At 41.4% G+C, this 20,122-nt stretch carries 15 protein-coding genes; 11 read left to right on the forward strand and 4 right to left on the reverse strand.

Annotated elements, in window-relative coordinates; translation table 11 throughout:
* Window positions 1-82 precede the first annotated feature (82 nt).
* The 5 genes from ABD772_RS14945 (at window position 83) to ABD772_RS14965 (ending at window position 7,756) form a co-directional block, all read left to right on the forward strand.
* Window positions 83-1,441 (forward strand): TolC family protein, encoded by a 1,359-nt coding sequence (locus ABD772_RS14945; protein ID WP_345106140.1) that lies wholly within the window; start codon window positions 83-85, stop codon window positions 1,439-1,441.
* A 19-nt stretch (window positions 1,442-1,460) separates the two neighbouring features.
* Window positions 1,461-2,567, forward strand: coding sequence for an efflux RND transporter periplasmic adaptor subunit (locus ABD772_RS14950; protein ID WP_345106143.1), 1,107 nt, complete (start codon window positions 1,461-1,463; stop codon window positions 2,565-2,567).
* A gap of 27 nt (window positions 2,568-2,594) precedes the next feature.
* On the forward strand, window positions 2,595-6,005 hold the full coding sequence (locus ABD772_RS14955) for an efflux RND transporter permease subunit (protein ID WP_345106146.1): 3,411 nt from the start codon (window positions 2,595-2,597) through the stop codon (window positions 6,003-6,005).
* Between the two features lie 508 nt (window positions 6,006-6,513).
* On the forward strand, window positions 6,514-6,936 hold the full coding sequence (locus ABD772_RS14960; RefSeq protein ID WP_345106149.1) for a DUF4126 family protein: 423 nt from the start codon (window positions 6,514-6,516) through the stop codon (window positions 6,934-6,936).
* A 202-nt stretch (window positions 6,937-7,138) separates the two neighbouring features.
* Entirely contained in the window at window positions 7,139-7,756 is a 618-nt protein-coding gene (locus tag ABD772_RS14965; protein ID WP_345106152.1) for a TetR/AcrR family transcriptional regulator, read from the forward strand.
* A 219-nt stretch (window positions 7,757-7,975) separates the two neighbouring features.
* Here the strand turns inward: ABD772_RS14965 and ABD772_RS14970 are convergent, their stop codons facing one another.
* Both ABD772_RS14970 and ABD772_RS14975 read right to left on the reverse strand, forming a co-directional pair.
* Window positions 7,976-8,410 carry a hypothetical protein gene (locus ABD772_RS14970; protein WP_345106155.1) on the reverse strand — a complete coding sequence of 145 codons (435 nt, stop codon included), beginning with the start codon at window positions 8,408-8,410 and terminating at the stop codon, window positions 7,976-7,978.
* Between the two features lie 107 nt (window positions 8,411-8,517).
* Complete coding sequence (locus ABD772_RS14975; RefSeq protein ID WP_345106158.1) at window positions 8,518-9,756, reverse strand: nucleoside recognition domain-containing protein; 1,239 nt, start codon at window positions 9,754-9,756, stop codon at window positions 8,518-8,520.
* A 96-nt stretch (window positions 9,757-9,852) separates the two neighbouring features.
* On the opposite strand from ABD772_RS14975, the gene ABD772_RS14980 reads away from it, so the two are divergent.
* The 4 genes from ABD772_RS14980 to ABD772_RS14995 all read left to right on the forward strand — a co-directional run bounded on the left by ABD772_RS14980 (window position 9,853) and on the right by ABD772_RS14995 (window position 13,537).
* The gene (locus ABD772_RS14980; protein WP_345106162.1) at window positions 9,853-10,296 is read left to right on the forward strand and encodes a DinB family protein; all 444 of its coding nucleotides are present in this window, start codon (window positions 9,853-9,855) and stop codon (window positions 10,294-10,296) included.
* Window positions 10,297-10,372: 76 nt separating this feature from the next.
* Window positions 10,373-10,804: an OsmC family protein gene (locus ABD772_RS14985; protein WP_345106165.1), complete on the forward strand. Its 432-nt coding sequence runs from the start codon at window positions 10,373-10,375 to the stop codon at window positions 10,802-10,804.
* A 13-nt stretch (window positions 10,805-10,817) separates the two neighbouring features.
* Complete coding sequence (locus tag ABD772_RS14990) at window positions 10,818-11,999, forward strand: trans-sulfuration enzyme family protein (protein ID WP_345106168.1); 1,182 nt, start codon at window positions 10,818-10,820, stop codon at window positions 11,997-11,999.
* Window positions 12,000-12,187: 188 nt separating this feature from the next.
* Window positions 12,188-13,537 (forward strand): OmpA family protein, encoded by a 1,350-nt coding sequence (locus ABD772_RS14995; protein WP_345106172.1) that lies wholly within the window; start codon window positions 12,188-12,190, stop codon window positions 13,535-13,537.
* Between the two features lie 64 nt (window positions 13,538-13,601).
* Here the strand turns inward: ABD772_RS14995 and ABD772_RS15000 are convergent, their stop codons facing one another.
* Window positions 13,602-14,783 carry an AIR synthase related protein gene (locus tag ABD772_RS15000; RefSeq protein ID WP_345106175.1) on the reverse strand — a complete coding sequence of 394 codons (1,182 nt, stop codon included), beginning with the start codon at window positions 14,781-14,783 and terminating at the stop codon, window positions 13,602-13,604.
* 407 nt (window positions 14,784-15,190) lie between these two features.
* Between ABD772_RS15000 and ABD772_RS15005 the strand changes: the two genes are divergently transcribed.
* Window positions 15,191-16,480 (forward strand): hypothetical protein, encoded by a 1,290-nt coding sequence (locus ABD772_RS15005; protein ID WP_345106178.1) that lies wholly within the window; start codon window positions 15,191-15,193, stop codon window positions 16,478-16,480.
* A gap of 878 nt (window positions 16,481-17,358) precedes the next feature.
* Window positions 17,359-17,802 (forward strand): hypothetical protein, encoded by a 444-nt coding sequence (locus ABD772_RS15010; protein WP_345106180.1) that lies wholly within the window; start codon window positions 17,359-17,361, stop codon window positions 17,800-17,802.
* Window positions 17,803-17,839: 37 nt separating this feature from the next.
* On the opposite strand, the gene ABD772_RS15015 is transcribed toward ABD772_RS15010, so the two are convergent.
* Complete coding sequence (locus ABD772_RS15015) at window positions 17,840-20,014, reverse strand: glutamine synthetase III family protein (protein WP_345106182.1); 2,175 nt, start codon at window positions 20,012-20,014, stop codon at window positions 17,840-17,842.
* Window positions 20,015-20,122: the final 108 nt, after the last annotated feature.

Here is a 20,122-nt window from a genome sequence, read left to right on the forward strand (position 1 = left end):
TCATCCTGTTGACATAGGGTTGTCAAAACCGGCAGGTTACTTTGGAGAACATAATTAATAAACAAACACACAATTACTTACTATGAGATATATCATTCTAACCGCGTCGCTTATTTGCAGCCTAGCCTTGTCGGGCTTTGCGCAGCAAGCCCCGCCACCCAATACGCCGGTAAGCTACAGTCTGGCTGATTGTATAAATTACGCTTACGAGCATCAGGACTCTGTGAAAAATGCGGCCCTGAGTGTCAAAAGCGCCGAATATAAAGTAAAAGAAACTATTGCTGCTGGTTTACCACAGGTAAATGGTTCAATCAGTTTCCAGGATTTTTTGAAACCCCCTGCAACAGTAGGCCCTAACATTTTTGCAACGCCCATTGATTTGAATGCTCCGTTAATAAAATTCCCGTTTGGGGCGGTTAAGTATAATAATACTTATTCATTACAGGCTTCACAACTTTTATTCAGCGGTTCTTTTTTTGTTGGTTTACAGGCGGTTAAAACCTTTAAAGAGTTATCGCAACGCAGCTTGGTACGCTCAAAGATCGAGACCAATGTTGCCGTAACTAAAGCTTATTATCAAGTATTGGTATCTGACGAGCAGATCAAATTGCTGGATGCCAACATCGCGCAGCTAAAACAAACTTTAGATCAAACCACCCAGCAAAATAAACAAGGTTTTATTGAAAAGATTGATGTCGATCGGTTATCGGTACAATACAATAATCTGGTAACTAATCGGGATAACGCACAGCGAGCCTTAGTGCTTAGTTCGCAGATGTTAAAATTCCAGATGGGTATGCCGATAGAACAAGAGCTTACGCTGACTGATAAACTGTCTGACGTTGATATTACCAGAAATGCTGGGGACGCTGGTGATACCAGCTATTATCAAAATCGTATCGAGTACAAATTGTTGCAAACTAACATTACTCTTAACCAACTGGATGCAAAAGACAAAAAAGCGGCTTACTTGCCGTCGGTTAGTTTGAATGCTGGTTTTGGCGAAGTTTTCCAGGAAAATCAATTCAAATATCTGTACAGACATGCCTATCCTAACAGCTATATAGGTTTGGGTGTAAACATTCCGATTTTTAGTGGTGGTCAGCGCCTTTACCAGTTAAGGCAGTCGCAAATAAACGTATTGAAAGCGCAGAACGATCTGCACAACGCAGCAAACGGTTTTAAGTTACAGGCTAATTCGGCCCGTATTACTTATGAAAATAGTATACGATCGCTTGATAATCAAAAACGCAGCCGTGAATTGGCGCAGGAGGTATTAAGGGTATCAAAAATCAAATATCAACAGGGCGTTGGCTCAAATATCGAGGTAACACAAGCGCAAACCGAATTAGAAAGCGCGGATAATCAATACATACAAGCACTGTACAACGCCTTAATAAGCAAAGTAGATCTTGACAAAGCATATGCACGTATCAACTAAAACTCAACTCACCATAAACATGAAAAAATTTATATACATACCGGCTTTAGTGTTGTTAGCAGCTTGCTCGCAGAAGCCTAAAGATAAAGCAACAGAATTAGCCGATCTGAAAAAACAACAGGCTGATATTAACTCAAAAATTGCCGCGCTACAGGCATCAACCGGCGCTGGTCGCGACTCATCAAAGAGCACCGATATCAGCGTGTTAAAAATTGCCGAAACCAATTTTACGCATTACGTTGATGTGCAAGGTAAAATAGATGCTAAAGACAACGTAACAGCCTATCCGCAATCGCCGGGTGTTATTACTAAGATCTATGTGGTGCCGGGCCAGCACGTAAGCAGGGGGCAGCTGCTGGTACAGTTAGACAATAGCGTGTTAAGAGAGAACATTGCCCAGGCAGAATCGCAGGCTAACTTAACCAAGACTTTATTTGAACGTCAGAAAAATCTTTGGGATCAAAAAATTGGAACTGAAGTACAGTTTTTACAGGCACAAACTCAAATGAAAACAGCTCAGAAGGCTGTTGACGGTTTGCGCCAGCAAGCTGATCTGTACCGCATCATATCGCCAATTAGCGGCACTATCGACCAAATGGACCTGAAACTGGGCCAGGTTGCGCAGCCAGGTGTTACAGGTATACGCATTGTAAATGCTGATGTTTTAAAAGTAAAGGCTGATGTGCCTGAATCATACGCCAGCCGCGTAAACCAAGGCGACAACGTTAAAATAGTGGTGCCGGATGCTAACGATTCATTAAGCGCGAGATTAACATTTGCCGCAAAAGCTATTGATCCTACTTCGCGTAGTTTCGCAATTGAGATTGCTTTACCCACGCGTAAAACTTTGCGTCCTAACATGACTGCCATTATTAAAATAGCCGACTATAGCAACAACAAAGCAATTGTAATCCCGCTAAATGCCATTCAAAAATCAGAGCAGGGTGATTACGTTTATGTGAACGATAACGGCGTAGCCAAACGCAAGAACATTAAAGTGGGTAGCAGCTATGGCAGTCTGTCAGAGATTTTATCGGGCTTAACGCCGGGCGACCAGTTAATAACTGCAGGCGCTTCTGACCTGAACGATGGCGACAAAGTAAATGTGTTACAATCTGCTATTTAATCATCTATCTAATAATTTGATCTAATAATGAAAGATCTTAACAAAGAATTTGGGCCATCAAGTTGGGCCATTGACAATAAGACCGCCATATATGTACTGATATTTTTAATAACGGTACTGGGGCTTGTCAGCTATAATAATTTGCCGAAGGAGAATTTTCCGGATATAGCACAATCAAAAGTTTTTGTGAGCACGCCTTATATCGGTCAGTCACCTCAAAATATCGAGTTGCTGGTAACCAGGCAGCTAGAGAAGCAGTTAAAATCGCTTAAAGGTTTAAAAAAGGTAACCTCAAACTCAAAGCAAAACTTATCTATAATAACGGCCGAATTTAACGCCGATGTAAAGATCAGAGATGCTAAGATCGACGTAAAAGAGGCCGTAGATAAAGCAAAGCAGGATTTGCCGCAAAATGACCCTAACCTTAAAGAATCTGTTATCTCTGATATTAACGTCGCCGATATTCCTATCCTTTACGTAAATATATCCGGCGATTACGATTTGAAAAAGTTAAAGGAATACGCCGATAACTTAAAAGACGAAATTGAAAGCTTCAAAGAAATATCGCGTGTACAGGAAGTAGGAGCGTTAACGCCCGAGATCCAGATCAATGTGGATATGAATAAAATGGCTGCGGTAGAGTTAACTTTTAATGATATTACGCAGGCTATCGGCAATGAAAATATTATAGCATCTGCCGGTAATGTAACCACAGATGGTATTCGCCGCAGTATCGACATTAAAAAAGATTACAAAAGTGCTGCCGAGGTAGCCGAAATGGTTGTTAGAAACCCTAAAGGGCAGCCGATATACTTACGTGATATCGCAGAGATCAAGGATTCTTTTTTAGAGCAGGAGAGCTACGCGCGTTTAAAAACAAACGATAGCAAAAACTTCAAAAACGTTATCACGCTAAATGTAAGTAAACGTACCGGCGAGAACCTGATCGAGGCTTCTGATAAGATAAATAATCTTATTGCCCAGAAGCTGAAAACGCAGTTCCCCAAAGGTTTGAATATAACAGTAACCGGCGATCAGTCTGATAAAACACGTACAACCCTGAACGATTTGATCAACACTATTGTTATCGGTTTTATATTGGTTACCATTATCCTGATGTTTTTTATGGGTACTACTAATGCCATATTTGTGGCGTTATCTGTACCGCTGTCGTGTTTTATAGCCTTCCTGGTGATGCCTGTTATTGGTTTTACTTTAAATATGATCGTGCTGTTCTCCTTCCTGCTGGCTTTAGGTATTGTGGTGGATGACGCGATTGTGGTAATTGAAAATACGCATCGGATATTTAACAACGGAGCTATTCCTATTAAACAAGCCGCTAAAATGGCTGCAGGCGAGGTGTTTTTACCTGTGTTTTCAGGTACCATGACTACACTTGCGCCATTTATTCCGCTGGCCTTTTGGAATAGTTTGATAGGGCATTTCATGTTTTTCCTGCCGATAACATTGATTATAACATTACTGGCATCGCTGGTTGTTGCTTACCTTTTTAACCCTGTATTTGCGGTTGATTTTATGAAACCACACGTTGAGGGCGAGCATGACCATCCAAAATTTGATAAAAAACTGAAACGTTCTTTGATCTATTTAGTAATTGCTACGGTAATTGGCTATTTGATAAACTTCGGTTTCGGTAATTTTATGATGCTTATTATAGCACTGTACCTGCTTAATCACTTTGTTTTATTACGGACGATAGACAGTTTCCAAAACAACTTATGGCCACGGTTTAAAGACTGGTATGCCAGATGGCTGGAACGTGCTGTCAAGGCTCCGGGAATGGTGTTGGGCGGTACCGTCGTACTATTTATATTTACTATCTTTTTTCTGATTGTCAGATCGCCAAAAGTGGAGTTTTTCCCGTCGGGCGACCCTAACTTTGCTTTCGTGTACGTGACTTTGCCTATTGGTACAGATCAGGCTTACACCAATGAGGTAACCAAGAAATTAGAGAAACGTGTTGCAGAAGCTGTTGAGCCTGATAAAGACATTGTTTCGTCTATTATCTCAAACGTTACAGCCAGTGTAGCCGACCCTAGTGATGAAGATCAGGGCGACTATGAGAATAAAAGTAAAATAACGGTTGCTTTTGTTGAATTTGGTAAACGTCATGGTAAGGATACCAAAGCGGTACTGGCTAACGTCCGTAAAGCTGTAGTTGGTATAATACCGGGAGCAAAAATCGCGGTAGCGCAAGAAAATGGCGGCCCACCGGTACAAAAAGATATTAGTATTGAAATTGCCGGCGATAATATAGACACGCTGGTCAAAACAGCTAATCATTTAAAAAGCTATCTGGCTAAACAAAATATAGCAGGTATTGAAGGCCTGATAGCTGACGTGCAGACCGACAAACCAGAAATTGTATTTGATGTTGACCGCGAACGTGCTAACCGCGAAGGTATCAGTACCGGCCAGATCACCCAAACATTAGCTACAGCGGTATTTGGCGGTAAGGCGGGCGATTTCAGAAATACCCGTGAAGATGATTACCAGATAAAAGTGCGTGCGCTTGAAAGCCAGCGTAGTAACCTGGACGCATTAAAAAACTTAAAGATAACCTACCGCGATATGGCTACCGGTGGCGCTATACGTCAGGTTCCGATATCGGCATTTACCGATGTCAGGTATACTACTACGTATAGCAATATCAAGCACAAACAGCAAAGGCGCGTGTTGACCTTAGGATCGAACGTTATTAAGCCTAATAATATCAATGAGGTTAATGCCAATATTTTAAGAGCGATAAAGGACTTTAAAAAACCGGCTAACGTTACCATTAAAATGGGTGGCGGTCAGGAAGATCAGGCAGAAGCAGCCAATTTCTTGTTAGGCGCTTTAGTCACCTCGTTCGGTTTGATCCTAATCATCCTGATGATTCAGTTTAACTCGACAGGCAAAACGTTGATCATATTGAGTGAAATATTGTTCAGTATTATTGGCGTGTTACTTGGGGTTAGTATTTTCAAAATGACTATTTCTATTGTAATGACTGGCGTAGGTATCATTGCACTTGCGGGTGTTGTGGTTCGTAATGGTATATTACTGGTTGAATTTACCGATATGCTAATGGAACAAGGCGCCAGCATACATGATGCTGTAGTTGAGGCGGGCCATACCCGTATGACCCCGGTTTTATTAACTGCTACATCGGCCATATTAGGCTTGATCCCATTGGCTGTAGGATTTAATATAGACTTTGTAGGATTATTTACCCATTTTGAACCGCATATTCATTTTGGTGGCGACAACGTGGCCTTTTGGGGCCCGTTAGCATGGACGATGATATTTGGTTTAGGTTTCGCAACCATAATTACTTTGATATTGGTGCCATGTATGTATCTGATTCGATATCGGGTCAAAGCAAGATTCAGCAAAAAAGAATTACATGAAACACCTGCACAAATAGCAGGCTAATAGTCGCAAAAAAGGCCTCCGTTAATCAACGGAGGCCTTTTGGTTATGATCCGGTCTTATTCAACCGCCTTTCAAGCGTCGTTGAGGAATTAACCTGTCGAGTAAAGTCTCTTTTGACTTTTGCTTCCTGCGTAAAGCGTCTTAAATAACGGTTGCTGTTACGGCTTATACTGCGTGATGCAGGCCGTCGATAGCTAATTCTTTAGGCTCCCGCTCACTTGCGGGCTTTGAGGCATCGGAATGCGGTAGCTATATCATTGAGTCGCCACATACAGCTGCCTTGCTGGACTGGCGTTTGTGGTAATACTCATTTCTAGCATTTGCGATATAATGATGGCCGCTGTGGCTGCACTCCGGTAATAAGCCGTTGCCTATAGCGCGGCCTAATTCGCCCAAAGTGTTTTCCCGATGTATTTTTCATTTCATAAGTGTTGTTTACGCTATGCTATTAAAACTATTTCAGTTTAGGAATGATTATTGCGATTTATGAGCAACAATAGCATCAGCCATGAAATTAAAAATCGAAAAACCGCTTTGGCAGACAGTAGGTGTCGGCTTGTTGGCCGGTATGCGTTCGGCGTCGGCGCCTGCTATAACCAGTTATATTTTAAGCCATCATAAATCAAAAGATTTGGACAAATCAGGCTTGAGTTTTATGCAAACCAACATTATAGCTAAAGTTTTGAAATACATGGCGATCGCCGAGTTTGTAGGTGATAAATTACCCGCCGCTCCAGACAGGATCAAACCTGTAGCGATAGCCGCACGGTGTGTGTCGGGCGCACTGGCGGGAGCAGGCATATTTAAAGCAAGCGGCGGCAACGCCTGGCTGGGCGCGCTGTTAGGCGGCTCGACAGCGATAGTGTCGACCTTTGGTAGCTTCTTTTGCGCAAGGCAACAGTTAAAGCATCGGGTATTGTCGATCCGGTAATAGGCGCCGTTGAAGATGCCTTGGTGGTTGGAGCAGGTGTAGGTATAGCGCGTTTAGCGTAACTGATAGCTGAAACCATAATTTGAATGTAATTTGTGTATCAATTTTGTGCGTTTAAACACTTAGATGCGCTCTGGTAAGTTATTATGTAGAATATTTGATAATTTTGTTTAAATAGTCAGTTTTTGCATAAGAAGTTATAATGAGTTCAGCAGTCGATCAGCAAGATATTAAACGTGAAAAGATATTAGAGGCAGCTTATCAGCGGTTTTTACATTATGGTTATTCAAAAACAACGATGAACGAGATAGCCGGCGATTTGTCGCTATCGAAAGCATTGCTGTATTACTACTTTCCTGATAAAAGCCAGCTGTATATTGCGGTAATGCGCAAACTGGCCGGTGAGTATATTCAAAACCTGGAAAATGAACTTAGACAGTTTGATAACCTTAAAGAAGCTTTTGCTGCCCAGGTCGATATTCAACATAACTTTATTGTAAAAAACTATAATTTCTTTGACTTTTTCAGAGTTAACGAGCAGAACCTGCCTGACACTATTTGGGAGATCATTGCTGAAATACGACGTGCTGAATTAGTATTACTAAGCGCCGCTATCAGAGTCGAGGAAAATAAGGGCCACATTAAACCAGTTGAAAACCCGGAGCAGATTGTTGATTTACTGATTGACGCTTTACACGGAGTAAGGGTAAGCGCCGTATCACACAAAAAAGTAATGTTTCCTCAAAAAGAACACCTGGAAGAGATCCATACCAAACGTTTATTATTGCTTAATATTTTTATAAAAGGGCTAATGTATTAATACAAAGTAACTGTCACCCCGCCGTCAAAAATAATGTGTTGTAAGTTTGAACAGCTAATTTATTAGTACCTTTGACTAAGATTTTTAGTTAGCAAATAATCATAATTGAATATATAATTATTAAAGATACTTCTATAAAGTTAAGAGGTGATTGTTTTAGAGTGATTAAGCCGGCTGCAATTTATTGCAGCCGGCTTTTGTTTTAAGGGCGATAGGATATTAATGTGTACTTAAATCAATAAGGCTCCAATTTTTTTGCTTATCAACCTGACCGCCATTATATTTTAAAACGATCTTGAATTCGGTATTGATTTTTTCACCGCTTTCGTCGGTCGACTCAACAGACGACTGAATTACATATACAGAATCAGACTGTTTGCCAAATTGATATTTATCATCCGCAAAATTAGCGCTTGACGATTTCAGGGTGGGGCTGATAAATAACTTCGCCATAGCATAGGCATCTTCACTACCAGGCATGCCTTTAACGAAATTGGGCTTTAAAGTACCGGCCAGAAATATTTTAGCAACAACTGCTACTGCAACAACAATCAAAGCCAGGAAAATAAATAGCGCCTTGTTACCACTACGCTTCTTAGCTGCCTTTTGCTTTAAATATTGTTGAGATTTGTCTTTTGGTAAGGTGGTTGCCATATTTAATTGGAGGGATCAAAATATGCTCCAAAGTTAAAATTAAATCCTGTACAAACAATGACTTGCTTGATAGTGCTCTCTAAATATCCGAGGTTAATTAGCCTGCCCTATCCAAAAAATAAATAGGAAATTAAAATAGCCGTTATTATTCCAAAGAAATCTGCAATGAGCATTGCCGGTACTGCATAACGCGTTTTTTTAACGCCCACCGAGCCAAAATATAAGGCTACAATATAAAATGTTGTATCGGCTGTGCCATACAAAACACTTGATAAATGGCCTATAAAACTGTCAGCTCCAAAGTTCTTCAAATTATCCAGCATCATAGCCCGTGCGCCTGATCCGCTTAGCGGGCGGAGAAAAGCAATAGGTAATACATCGGTAAAACGGGTATCGATATTAAAGTGGCCAAATACCCATTTAAAGCCGTCGCCTAAATAACCAACGGCGCCGCTGATGCGGAATATACTCACAGCCGCTAAAAGTGCTACCAGGTAAGGGATGATCTTAACAGAGATATCAAAGCTTTCTTTAGCGCCCTCTATAAATGCTTCAAATACATTGATCCTTTTGCGTATTCCGCCCAGTATAAACAACACCGGCAACCCAAATAAAACCAGGTTACTGAAAATTTTAGATACATCGCTGATCTGGCTTTTGGTTAAATAGGCCGTGAAATACCAGACAACCGCACCAATAAAAATAGTGATACCACCCAGCCAGGTAAGTATAACTTTGTCAAATAAGTTGATGCGTTGTTTTATGGCCACTACGATTAATCCGGCCAGTGTAGCTACATAAGTTGCTATAATGCAAGGGATAAATATATCACTGGGATCTTTTGAATGATAAATAGCGCGTTGCGCGATAATGGCGACGGGCAGTAAAGTTAAACCCGAAGCATGCAGCACCATGAACATGATCTGCGAGTTTGATGCTGTATCTTTGTCCTTATTTAGCCCCTGCAATCCATCCATGGCTTTAAGTCCAAACGGGGTGGCGGCATTGTCTAACCCTAAAAGGTTTGCAGCATAATTCATCATCATTTGCCCAACAGCCGGGTGGTCCTTGGGGACTTCAGGAAACAACCGGCTAAAAAATGGACCTACAATACGCGAAAGGAAATTAATAGCGCCGGCCTTTTCCGCAATTTTCAGCATGCCCAGGTAAAAAGCCATAATGCCCACCAAGGGCAAGGCTATATCCATCACGGCAGATTTGGTGGAATCGAATGTGCCATCAACCATTAGTTTAAAAATCTCGGTATCGCCAAAAAATACCAGCTTTACTAAGCCAATAATGAATGATATTACAAAAAAGGCAATCCAGATATAATTTAAAGCCATGCGATAGTATTATGTTATACAAATGTGAAAATATGCAATTTTGATTTGATAAGCACTTTTGTTTGCGCAATTTTAAATAATTGGAATGCAGTAATCATGAAAGAGACCATCCACGCCTTAGCTACGATAATTGACGACTTACTTACCCGTGACCTGCAAGCCATTGACTGGGACACCAAACCTGCTTCCAATAAATGGTCGCGCAAGGAAATTATGGGACATCTGATCGACAGCGCACAAATAAACCTGCAACGTTTTGTAAGATGCACCTATCAGGACGGTTTTAAGCTGGTTTATGATCAAGTGGAGTGGGTACAAGTGCAGCATTATTGCGATGAAGACATAAACGAAATATTGGAGTTGTGGCGATTGCTTAATTTCCAGATCATTCGTGTATGGAAAAATTATCCGCAAGACCGGTTAACAATGCAGTGCGATAACGGCAAAACCGAAGTTAGTTTACATACTGTACATTGGCTGGCTACTGACTATGTTGAACACATGAAAGGGCATTTAGCTAAGGTTATAGATACCTATTAAATTTACATTAATCTTAATTTCCGGCAAAATTTCCTTGCTCAAAAATCATAACTTAGCACACTTGTTTACATAAACTATGAATACAATTAATTTAGAGCGAGTGAATGGCGATTTCGGCTTTGCCGCCAGCGACGAGAATGGACACACTATAACTATGGATAGCAGCCCCGAAAGTGGCGGCCAGAATTTTGGTGTACGACCGATGCAAATGTTGTTAATGGGTTTGGGCGGTTGCTCGGCCATTGATGTCATCACTATCTTAAAAAAACAACGTCAGGACGTTCAGGACTATAAAATGGTGATCAAAGGCGATCGCGAGGCGGGTGTTGAGCCGTCATTGTGGAAAGATGTTACCATCGAATTTCACTTATATGGCAATATCGACCCGGATAAAGCGAGCAGAGCTGTTGATCTGTCAGTAAATAAATATTGTTCGGTCGCGGCTACGTTAGAGCGTGGGGGTGCCGATATTAAAACACAGGTGTTTGTACATCCTGCAAAATCATAATAAACTACAACCAATGTCATCTCAATTAGACCCTATAACCCAGGCGATACGTATTCAAAGTGAAAAAACGCAGCAACGCGAACACTCGACGCCACTATATTTAACCAGCAGTTTTATTTTTGATGATGCTGAAACCATGCGTGCAGCATTTGCCGGTGAATCACACGATAATATCTATAGTCGTTTCAGTAATCCGAATGTAGATGAATTTGTTGCTAAAATGTGCGTGCTTGAAGGTGCTGAGGATGGCTTTGCTACTGCGAGCGGAATGGCCGCTATATTCGGGTCATTTTTCGCTTTATTAAAACAAGGCGATCATATGATCTGCTGCAGCTCGGTATTTGGCAGTACTTATACAATAGTGACTAAATACCTGCCACGTTTTGGTATAACCTGCACACTGGTGCCTGCTAATGATGAAGCCGCCTGGGAGGCTGCTGTACAGCCTACTACCAAAATGGTTTATCTGGAAACTCCAACTAATCCGCAACTCGAGGTTCTGGATTTAGAATGGGCCGGTAAATTCTCAAAAAAACATAACCTGATTTTAAATGTAGATAACTGTTTTGCCACGCCTCTGCTGCAAAGGCCTATTGATTATGGGGCTGATTTGGTGGTGCATTCAGCTACTAAATGGATTGATGGCCAGGGCCGCGTTCTTGGCGGTATTGTTTTAGGCCGCAAAGATCTGATCAACGAGATATACTTGTTTTGCCGTAACACAGGCCCGTCATTAGCGCCGTTTAATGCCTGGATACTCAGCAAAAGTTTAGAGACCCTTGATGTACGTATCACCCGCCATTCAGAAAACGCGCTCGCAGTTGCTAAAGCTTTACAAAGCCATCCGGAAGTAACATGGGTTAAATATCCGTTACTTGAAGGACACCCTCAGTTTGAGATAGCCAAGAAGCAAATGAAGATGGGCGGTGGCGTATTCTGTTTGGAATTAAAAGGTGGGGTAGAAGCCGGTCGTAAATTTCTGAACGCTTTAGAACTGCTTACAGTCACTGCAAACCTGGGCGATACTCGCAGTATAGCGTCGCATCCGGCAAGTACTACGCACTCAAAATTAACCAGCGATGAGCAATTAGCCGTGGGCATTACCCCGGGCCTGATACGTATATCGACAGGTTTAGAAAAAGCTGAGGATATTATAGCTGATATTGAACAGGCATTAGTTAAAAGTGCCGGCTGATATCCCGGCGAAATCATAGATATTTCATACAAAACTGTATGTTTTTAAGGGCAATAATTTTTTATTGCCCTTATTTGTTAGTTGTTGTTGTACAGTAAGTTTAGTTGATTTTGGTGTTATGGCATCGCAATTGTTTTTGAAGAATGGTATTTGCTCTTTTTGAGCTGATTTCAACAAACACAACAACTATGAAAACAAATTTAAAAAAAGCAGCTCTGATAGCGACAGGCGTCATGTTAAGCAGCGGCGTTTTTGCGCAAAGCAATGACTTGGGCAGCGCAGACTACGTTCAACCTTTTTCTCCAAGCAGTTCTTTTCGTACATGGTCGGTAGGTGTAAATGGTGGTTTATTAAATCCATACACTTTTTTTTCAGGCCATAACAGCGATTACAAAAATCCTAACAGCAAAATTGGTTATGGTGCTTTCATCAAAGATCAATTTACACATGGCTGGGGTTTACAGGCAAATTTTTTAAAAGGAGAGGTAGCCGGCCACGGCGCAGCCGACCCGGGACTTGGTTCATACCAGACAGACCTGCGTTGGGCAGCAGACCTGGCGGCTAATTTTACGTTTGCTAATATTAGCTGGCGAAATCAACAAAACGTTATTCAGACCTATTTAACAGCAGGTGTTGGTTATATGCAATATCGTCCGGGCTTTACGCTTGCCAACGGTACTGTGATCGATATCGGTCATGATATTAAAAGTGCTTATATCCCGGTAGGCGTAGGTTTTAAAATACAAGTTGCAAAAGGCATCAACATTGACCTGGGTTATCAGGTGAATTTCGTTGATGCTGATAACTTTGACGGCTATAACCTTAACGGCAATAATGATAAATTCGGTTATGCCCACGCTGGCTTAGAGTTTGCTTTAGGCGGAAAATCAAAACCGCAAATGGCAGCACATAATCCGGTATCATCAATGCGCCATGAATATTTGATGACCGAGCAAAAACTACAGTCAGAAGTTGATGCGCAAAAAACTCAAAATGATCAACTAAGAAGTGATTTGGACGCTACCAAGGCAAGCCTGGCTGCAACCAACGCTAACTTAGCCAAATTTACCGCTGATGAAGATGGTGACGGCGTTCCTGATTTCTTTGATAAATGCCCTGGCACTGCTGCAGGTACAAAAGTTGACGGCTCAGGTTGCCCGCTTGCGCCAGCTAAAGTTATCATCACCGAAGAGGATAGAAGGGTAGTTAACGAAGCTATCAAAAATTTGGAATTTGACTTTGGTAAAGCAACTATTCGTGCCCACTCTTATCCAAGCTTAGAAAGAGTAGCCAGATTGTTAACTGATAAAAACTTTAGTTTAAAATTGGCTGGACATACCGATAATGTAGGTTCAAACGATGCTAACCTGATGTTATCAAAAGACCGTGCCGAATCTGTTAAATCATTCTTGGTTAGCAAAGGGGCAAACCCATCACGAATTGAAGCTACCGGCTATGGTGAGACTCAACCTATTGCAACTAATAAAACTGCAAAAGGCCGTCAGATGAATCGTCGTGTTGAATTCACGTTGTATTAATCTTTAAATAAGCTAAAACTGAAAAGGCTCCGATAGGAGCCTTTTTTATGCTTTGATATACCGCTTAGTTATAGACAAATTCGCCAAACTCTGAGCGGATGGTCACCTGCTTTTGCTCCGCAGCCTCAACATGGCCAATGATTTGGGCCTCTACTCCAAAGCTTTCAGAGATTTGTATCAGCTCATCGGCAATTCCCTGAGGGACATACAGCTCCATACGATGACCCATATTAAACACCTTATACATTTCCTGCCAGCTGGTTTTTGATTCCTCCTGAATTAGCCTAAACAGCGGTGGGATAGGGAACAGGTTATCCTTGATGATATGCAGCTTATCCACAAAATGCAATACCTTGGTCTGAGCGCCGCCACTGCAATGCACCATGCCATGGACCTGGCTGCGGTACCTGTCTAATATCTGTTTAATTATAGGTGCATAGGTACGGGTAGCAGAAAGCACCAGCTTACCAGCGCTAACCGACTCACTACCATCAATCTCAATAGGGTCAGTCAGCTTCCTGGTTCCTGAGAAGATTAGTTCATAGGGAATAGCGGCATCGTAGCTCTCGGGATATTTGTCTGCTATGGTCTTATTAAATACATCGTGGCGGGCGGATGTCAGGCCGTTTGAGCCCATGCCGCCGTTGTACTCTTTCTCGTAATTGGCTTTACCATATGAGGCCAGCGCCACGATCACGTCGCCGGGTTGAATGCGGTCGTTGGATATAACGTCCGAGCGTTTCATGCGGCAGGTAACGGTCGAGTCGACAATTACGGTGCGTACCAGGTCGCCAACATCGGCGGTTTCGCCACCGGTAGAGTAGATGCCGATGCCGGCTTCACGCAGCTCGGCCAGTATTTCTTCGGTACCATTGATGATAGCGGCAATAACCTCGCCGGGTATCAGGTTCTTGTTACGGCCTATGGTTGATGATAGCAGGATATTGTCGATAGCACCAACGCAAAGTAAGTCGTCAAGGTTCATGATGATAGCGTCCTGCGCTATGCCGCGCCACACTGATAGGTCGCCGGTTTCTTTCCAGTAGGTGTAGGCCAATGACGATTTGGTACCTGCGCCGTCGGCATGCATAATGTTGCAATAATCCGGGTCGCCATTCAGGATATCGGGAATGATCTTACAGAAAGCTTTCGGGAAGATGCCTTTATCGATGTTTTTAATAGCGTTGTGTACGTCGTCTTTCGAGGCTGACACGCCTCGCTGATCATATCGTTGCGAAGAAACCATGGGCCAAATATACGCTTAATGCGTCGTCCTGAAAACTATTTTAATGATAGCAAACATCCGCATACCGGCATAATACTGTTTCACTAAAAAGTGAAACACTTTGAAACACCTGAAACACTTTTTGCATTTAATTTCCTGTATATCAATTACTTGTAAAAATAGAGTGAAACACTTTGAAACAGTAGTAATACTTTAGGTAGATGCGTTTAGTTAGTTGAAAATTAATGGTTTATATGATTTGTGGCCTATTTTTTGGCACAATGAGTGAAACACCTTTTAATAAAGCCTAGTGCAGAACTTTAAATTGGATAATTGAACACTTTTTGTAATTTAACTTCGATAATGACCTGACCTTATGCTGTACCATAACCGGTGGCTCATGGAATGTGGGTCAAGGTGGCTCAATAGTGGATAATACAAACTGGGATGATCTGGACTATATGGATTTAAGCGTTGGTCAACAAATATCAGGCACCTGGGAAACTAGCTGTACAACTGAGGACGGTGCTGGTAGCGATACTCAAGTTATTAACATAAGCTCAGATCAAAATACACCGGTTCCTGGGGCCGACGCAGGGAATATTTCAAATGGGGCCGGTGCGTTTTTAAATATAGGTTTCACCAACAATACTGGTGGTTCAAGCACTGTTGCTTCAAGCAGTGATGGTTCAAGCACTGGCGGCTCAAGTAGCGGCAGTTCAAGCAGTGGTGGGGCAGCATATAACCCTTTTTCAAGGCGATTTTGGACCGCAGCCCCAATATTGGGTGGGGGAAATTATGCAGTAAATGGTACTTACACTCCGCCAGCGCCGCCTCCGCCTGCCGTTACTGCTGCACAGGTAGAAAATGCAATCACCTTGCTAGGAAATTCAATTACCGAATCTGAAAAAACGTGGTTAAGACAAAATCAACCATATTCATGGGCAGCAGATATTGTTAATTATGTTACTAATATGCCTAATCCATTAACGGACAAGCAAAAATATCAATTGCAAACCCATATTGACTTGATGAATGCACAAAATCAGGCTTATATAACCGTTGTTAACAATTACGGTCGTTATCATGGTGCACAGGTCGCTGTTAACCCGACAATAGTTACCTCGTACATGTGGTGGGATAATATAGATTGGGTCGATTATTCTTTGTTAAATCCTAACGAGCAAAACACCGAAGCTTTTTTAAGTACATTTCAAATTGCTGTTATTGATATGTCATTCCTTGACAGATTGAATTATCCTAAATTGGCGAAGATTGTAGATGGACTTTATCAGCGTGTAAAATCGGATCTGGATTTGCAGGCAGCGTTAGTCAAATACTCTAATCTACCAATAGACCAGGTGTTAGCCTACTTAAAACCAGGTAAGGGCCCTAAGATTGTTTTGAAAGATTACACCGGTGATGCAATTGAAGAACAATACGGCGATGAGGATGCTGGGACTATTTACATTAATAGAAAATATGCTGAACATCTCAATGTTAAAATTCCATATCAACCAGATCCTAATTTCGAATTTTTTATAATGGCTGTAATCCTTCATGAGTTTGTTCATTTTGGAAATCAAGAAGTTATGCAGCGATTCCCAACAAATCCCTACAATTGGGATGCGGGAGCTCAATTTGAAGACGCAGCGTTCGGCGGGCACGTTGACTATGACCTTACAACAGGAAAAATGACATTTGTTAAAACTCATTAATATGAAACATAGGATTTTAATCGCATTTCTGTTAATTAGTATTTTTACCGGCTGCGAAAAAGCTTACCACATGAATAAGAGGCAATTAAAAAAAGCTATTTTCTCCTGTCTTAATGACATAGATTTGAAAGGACGAATGTATTCCGACTCGTTGACCAGCGATAAAATAAGACTGTATCTCCAGGGAAATGTTTTGATAGACGACTCTATTCAAGTCGACAAAAAGACTTATCTTTTTGAAACGCGGGGGAATATACACAATGGCAGCATTTGCCAATTTAGATTAACTTATAAAAGCAAAAATGTTGCAAACCTATATCTATCATATAGAATTGGACACGCCAGTATGGTTCATAGTGATTGTGATTATAAATATATGAGCGGAGAATGGAAGCTCACGCACCGAACTAACGGGGTTACGGATGGAAGAAACTTCTACTAGTTATCGAAAGCGCATCTGCAATTAAATAACAAAGATTTACTAAAAACGCCCCGCATTGAGGGGCGTTTTTGTTATTTAATAAATAACAACCTTTGCAGATCCTAATCTTGTTGGGCATTTTGCTACAAAGGATACCCTCCAAATAGCATGCTTGGGTTATACAACTAGAGAATTCAAATTACGCGTCACCGGGATACGTTGGCCCTACGGCTACCCAGGAGGCTTTGGCTTTTTATTTAGCTGTTACTATATTTCATGAAACTGTCCACCTAGGACGATGGACGGCGAAAATGACACCGATGATCGATATTAATGGAACGAATTACGAAGCCGGAGAAGTGTTTGAAACATGGGTGTTCGGAATGAAAATAACAGATACAAACGTTGCAGGCGTTACCGATTATGAATTTTATAAGAAATAATGATTAAAATTGACATGAGACCATTAGCTATTTTATTTATTTTGATTTTAACTTGCGGGTGTGGTGATTTTAAAACAGAACATATAGATCCGGTCAAGATAAAAGTTACAAACGTTCAACGGTGTTTAGATTCTATCTATAAGGAGTACAACGGTTGGGCACATATAGGCTATAAAATAGTTTTAGTAAAAGATGTTCAAAATACACAGGGGTTCGATAGTTTACACATCGGCCCTAATAAAATACATTTAGAAGTTTTACCAAAAGGCTTAAATTTATACAGAACAGATCCGAATATAAACCACACGGTTTACATGAGGATTTTTTATAAATCAATTTCTGAAACCCGTGTTAATGTAAAAATTGAAATTTTTCATTCTTACGCTGATTGGGAATTTAATTTAGAAAAACGAGATGATTTTTGGATTATAAAAAAAGTTAGTTCTGGTATAAGTTGATAATAGCAAAAACGCCCCGCATTGCGGGGCGTTTTTGCTATTTAATAAATAACAATTCTCTGAATTTAGGCAGCGGCCATAGTGAATCGTCAACCAACTGCTCCAGTTTATCTACATGGTAGCGGATAGGCTGGAAGTAGGATTTTACTTTTTCGTCATACATAATGGCTTTTTCGCGCAGGTCTTCAATATCATTGGCTTTTTTGCGCTCGGCCACCATGGCGTCGCAATTTGATTTGATGAAGTTGATATGCTCGGCCAGTTTGTTAATGATGTCAACTTGTACCTGGTAAACTGATTTGTCAAGCCCCAGCTCTTTTAAGCCCCTGGCATTCTCGATAAGTTTACTTTGATAATCAATAGCCGACGGAATGATAACGTTCATTACCAACTCGCCAATTACCCGCGCCTCAATCTGTAATTTCTTATAGAAACTATCTAACAAAATTTCATGTCGGGCATGTGCTTCACGTTTGGTGAATACGGCTGTTTCTGCAAATAATATTTCAGATTTTTCAGAAATAAGGGCGTCAAGTGCTTTAGGCGTGGTTTTAAAATTTGACAAACCACGGCGTTCGGCTTCTTTTTCCCATTCCTCGCTGTAACCGTTACCTTCGAAGCGGATACTTTTCGATTCTTTAATATATCTCTTGATCACCATTAATAAGGCAACGTCTTTCTTTTCGCCTTTTTTTAATAGCTTATCAACATCGTACTTGAATTTTTTAAGTTGATCGGCAACTATCAGGTTCAGAACCGTCATCGGACTGGCTGAGTTAGCTGACGAACCTACCGCCCGCAGCTCGAACTTATTACCGGTAAAGGCAAACGGCGATGTACGGTTACGATCTGTATTGTCCTTTAATATCTGCGGAATTTTAGGGATGCCCTGCCATAGCAAAGCTTCATCCTTGATTTTTTTGCTGATGCGTGATGTCTCGATCTCATCAAGCAATTCACTCAACTGGCTGCCCAGGAATATTGATATAATGGCGGGCGGTGCCTCGTTAGCACCCAAACGATGGTCGTTATTTACAGAGGCAATTGACGCTCTTAACAGATCTGCATGTTCATATACCGCTTTAATAGTATTCACAAAAAATGTCAGGAACATCAGGTTGTTCTTTGGTGTTTTGCCCGGCGATAACAGGTTTTTACCTGTGTTAGTGATCATCGACCAGTTATTGTGCTTGCCTGACCCGTTGATGCCGGCATAAGGTTTCTCATGCAGCAATACCTTAAAATTATGACGTTTAGCCACGCGATCCATCAAATCCATCAGCAATTGGTTATGGTCAATGGCCAGATTGATCTCCTCGTAAATAGGGGCACACTCAAACTGCGATGGTGCAACCTCATTGTGGCGTGTCTTTAAAGGTATACCTAGTAATAAGGCTTCAGTTTCCATGTCCTGCATAAAGGCATATACACGCTCAGGGATAGAGCCGAAGTAATGATCTTCCAGTTGCTGATTCTTGGCAGACATGTGGCCAAATAGGGTGCGACCGGTCAGATACAGATCCGGGCGTGCATTAAATAAGGCTAAGTCAACCAGAAAATATTCTTGTTCAATACCTAAAGAAGCATTTACTTTTTCGACGCTCTTATCAAAATAATGGCAAACATCAACCGCGGCTTTATCTAAAGCGCTCACGGCTTTTAACAAAGGTACCTTATAATCTAAAGCCTCGCCGGTGTATGATACGAATACGGTTGGTATACATAATGTGCGCGCCATCAAAAAGGCCGGCGACGAAGGATCCCAGGCAGTGTATCCGCGGGCCTCGAAAGTATTACGGATACCACCGCTCGGAAAACTTGATGCATCAGGCTCCTGTTGTGCCAATGCGTCGCCCGAAAATACCTCAATAGCGCCACCGTCTGATGTTGGCTCAAAAAACGAATCATGTTTTTCGGCCGTGGTGCCCGTTAATGGTTGAAACCAGTGCGTATAATGCGTAGCGCCTTTGCCCAAAGCCCATGATTTCATGGCTGTTGCTACCTGTTCTGCCATATCGCGGGGAATAGGCTCTCCCTTTTCAACAGAGTTTATGATACTATTATAGGCCTCTTTTGACAGAAGCTCTTTCATTTTTTTAATATCAAACACATTTGCTCCAAAAAAATCAGAAATTTTTGGAGAAGGTGTTTTTATTTCAGGAATTGTACGTGTTAATACAGTCTGAAGAGCTTGAAAACGAATATTAGGCATTGTTTGCGTTTTGATTTTGATGGTTTAGCTCAAAAATAGAATTTATACTTTATAAATAAAGACTAAATATCTCACGAATTAAAAAAAGAGCGTCGTTTTTTCTCGAGT

Source organism: Mucilaginibacter panaciglaebae (genome assembly GCF_039539265.1).
GTDB classification, from domain to species: Bacteria; Bacteroidota; Bacteroidia; order Sphingobacteriales; family Sphingobacteriaceae; genus Mucilaginibacter; species Mucilaginibacter panaciglaebae.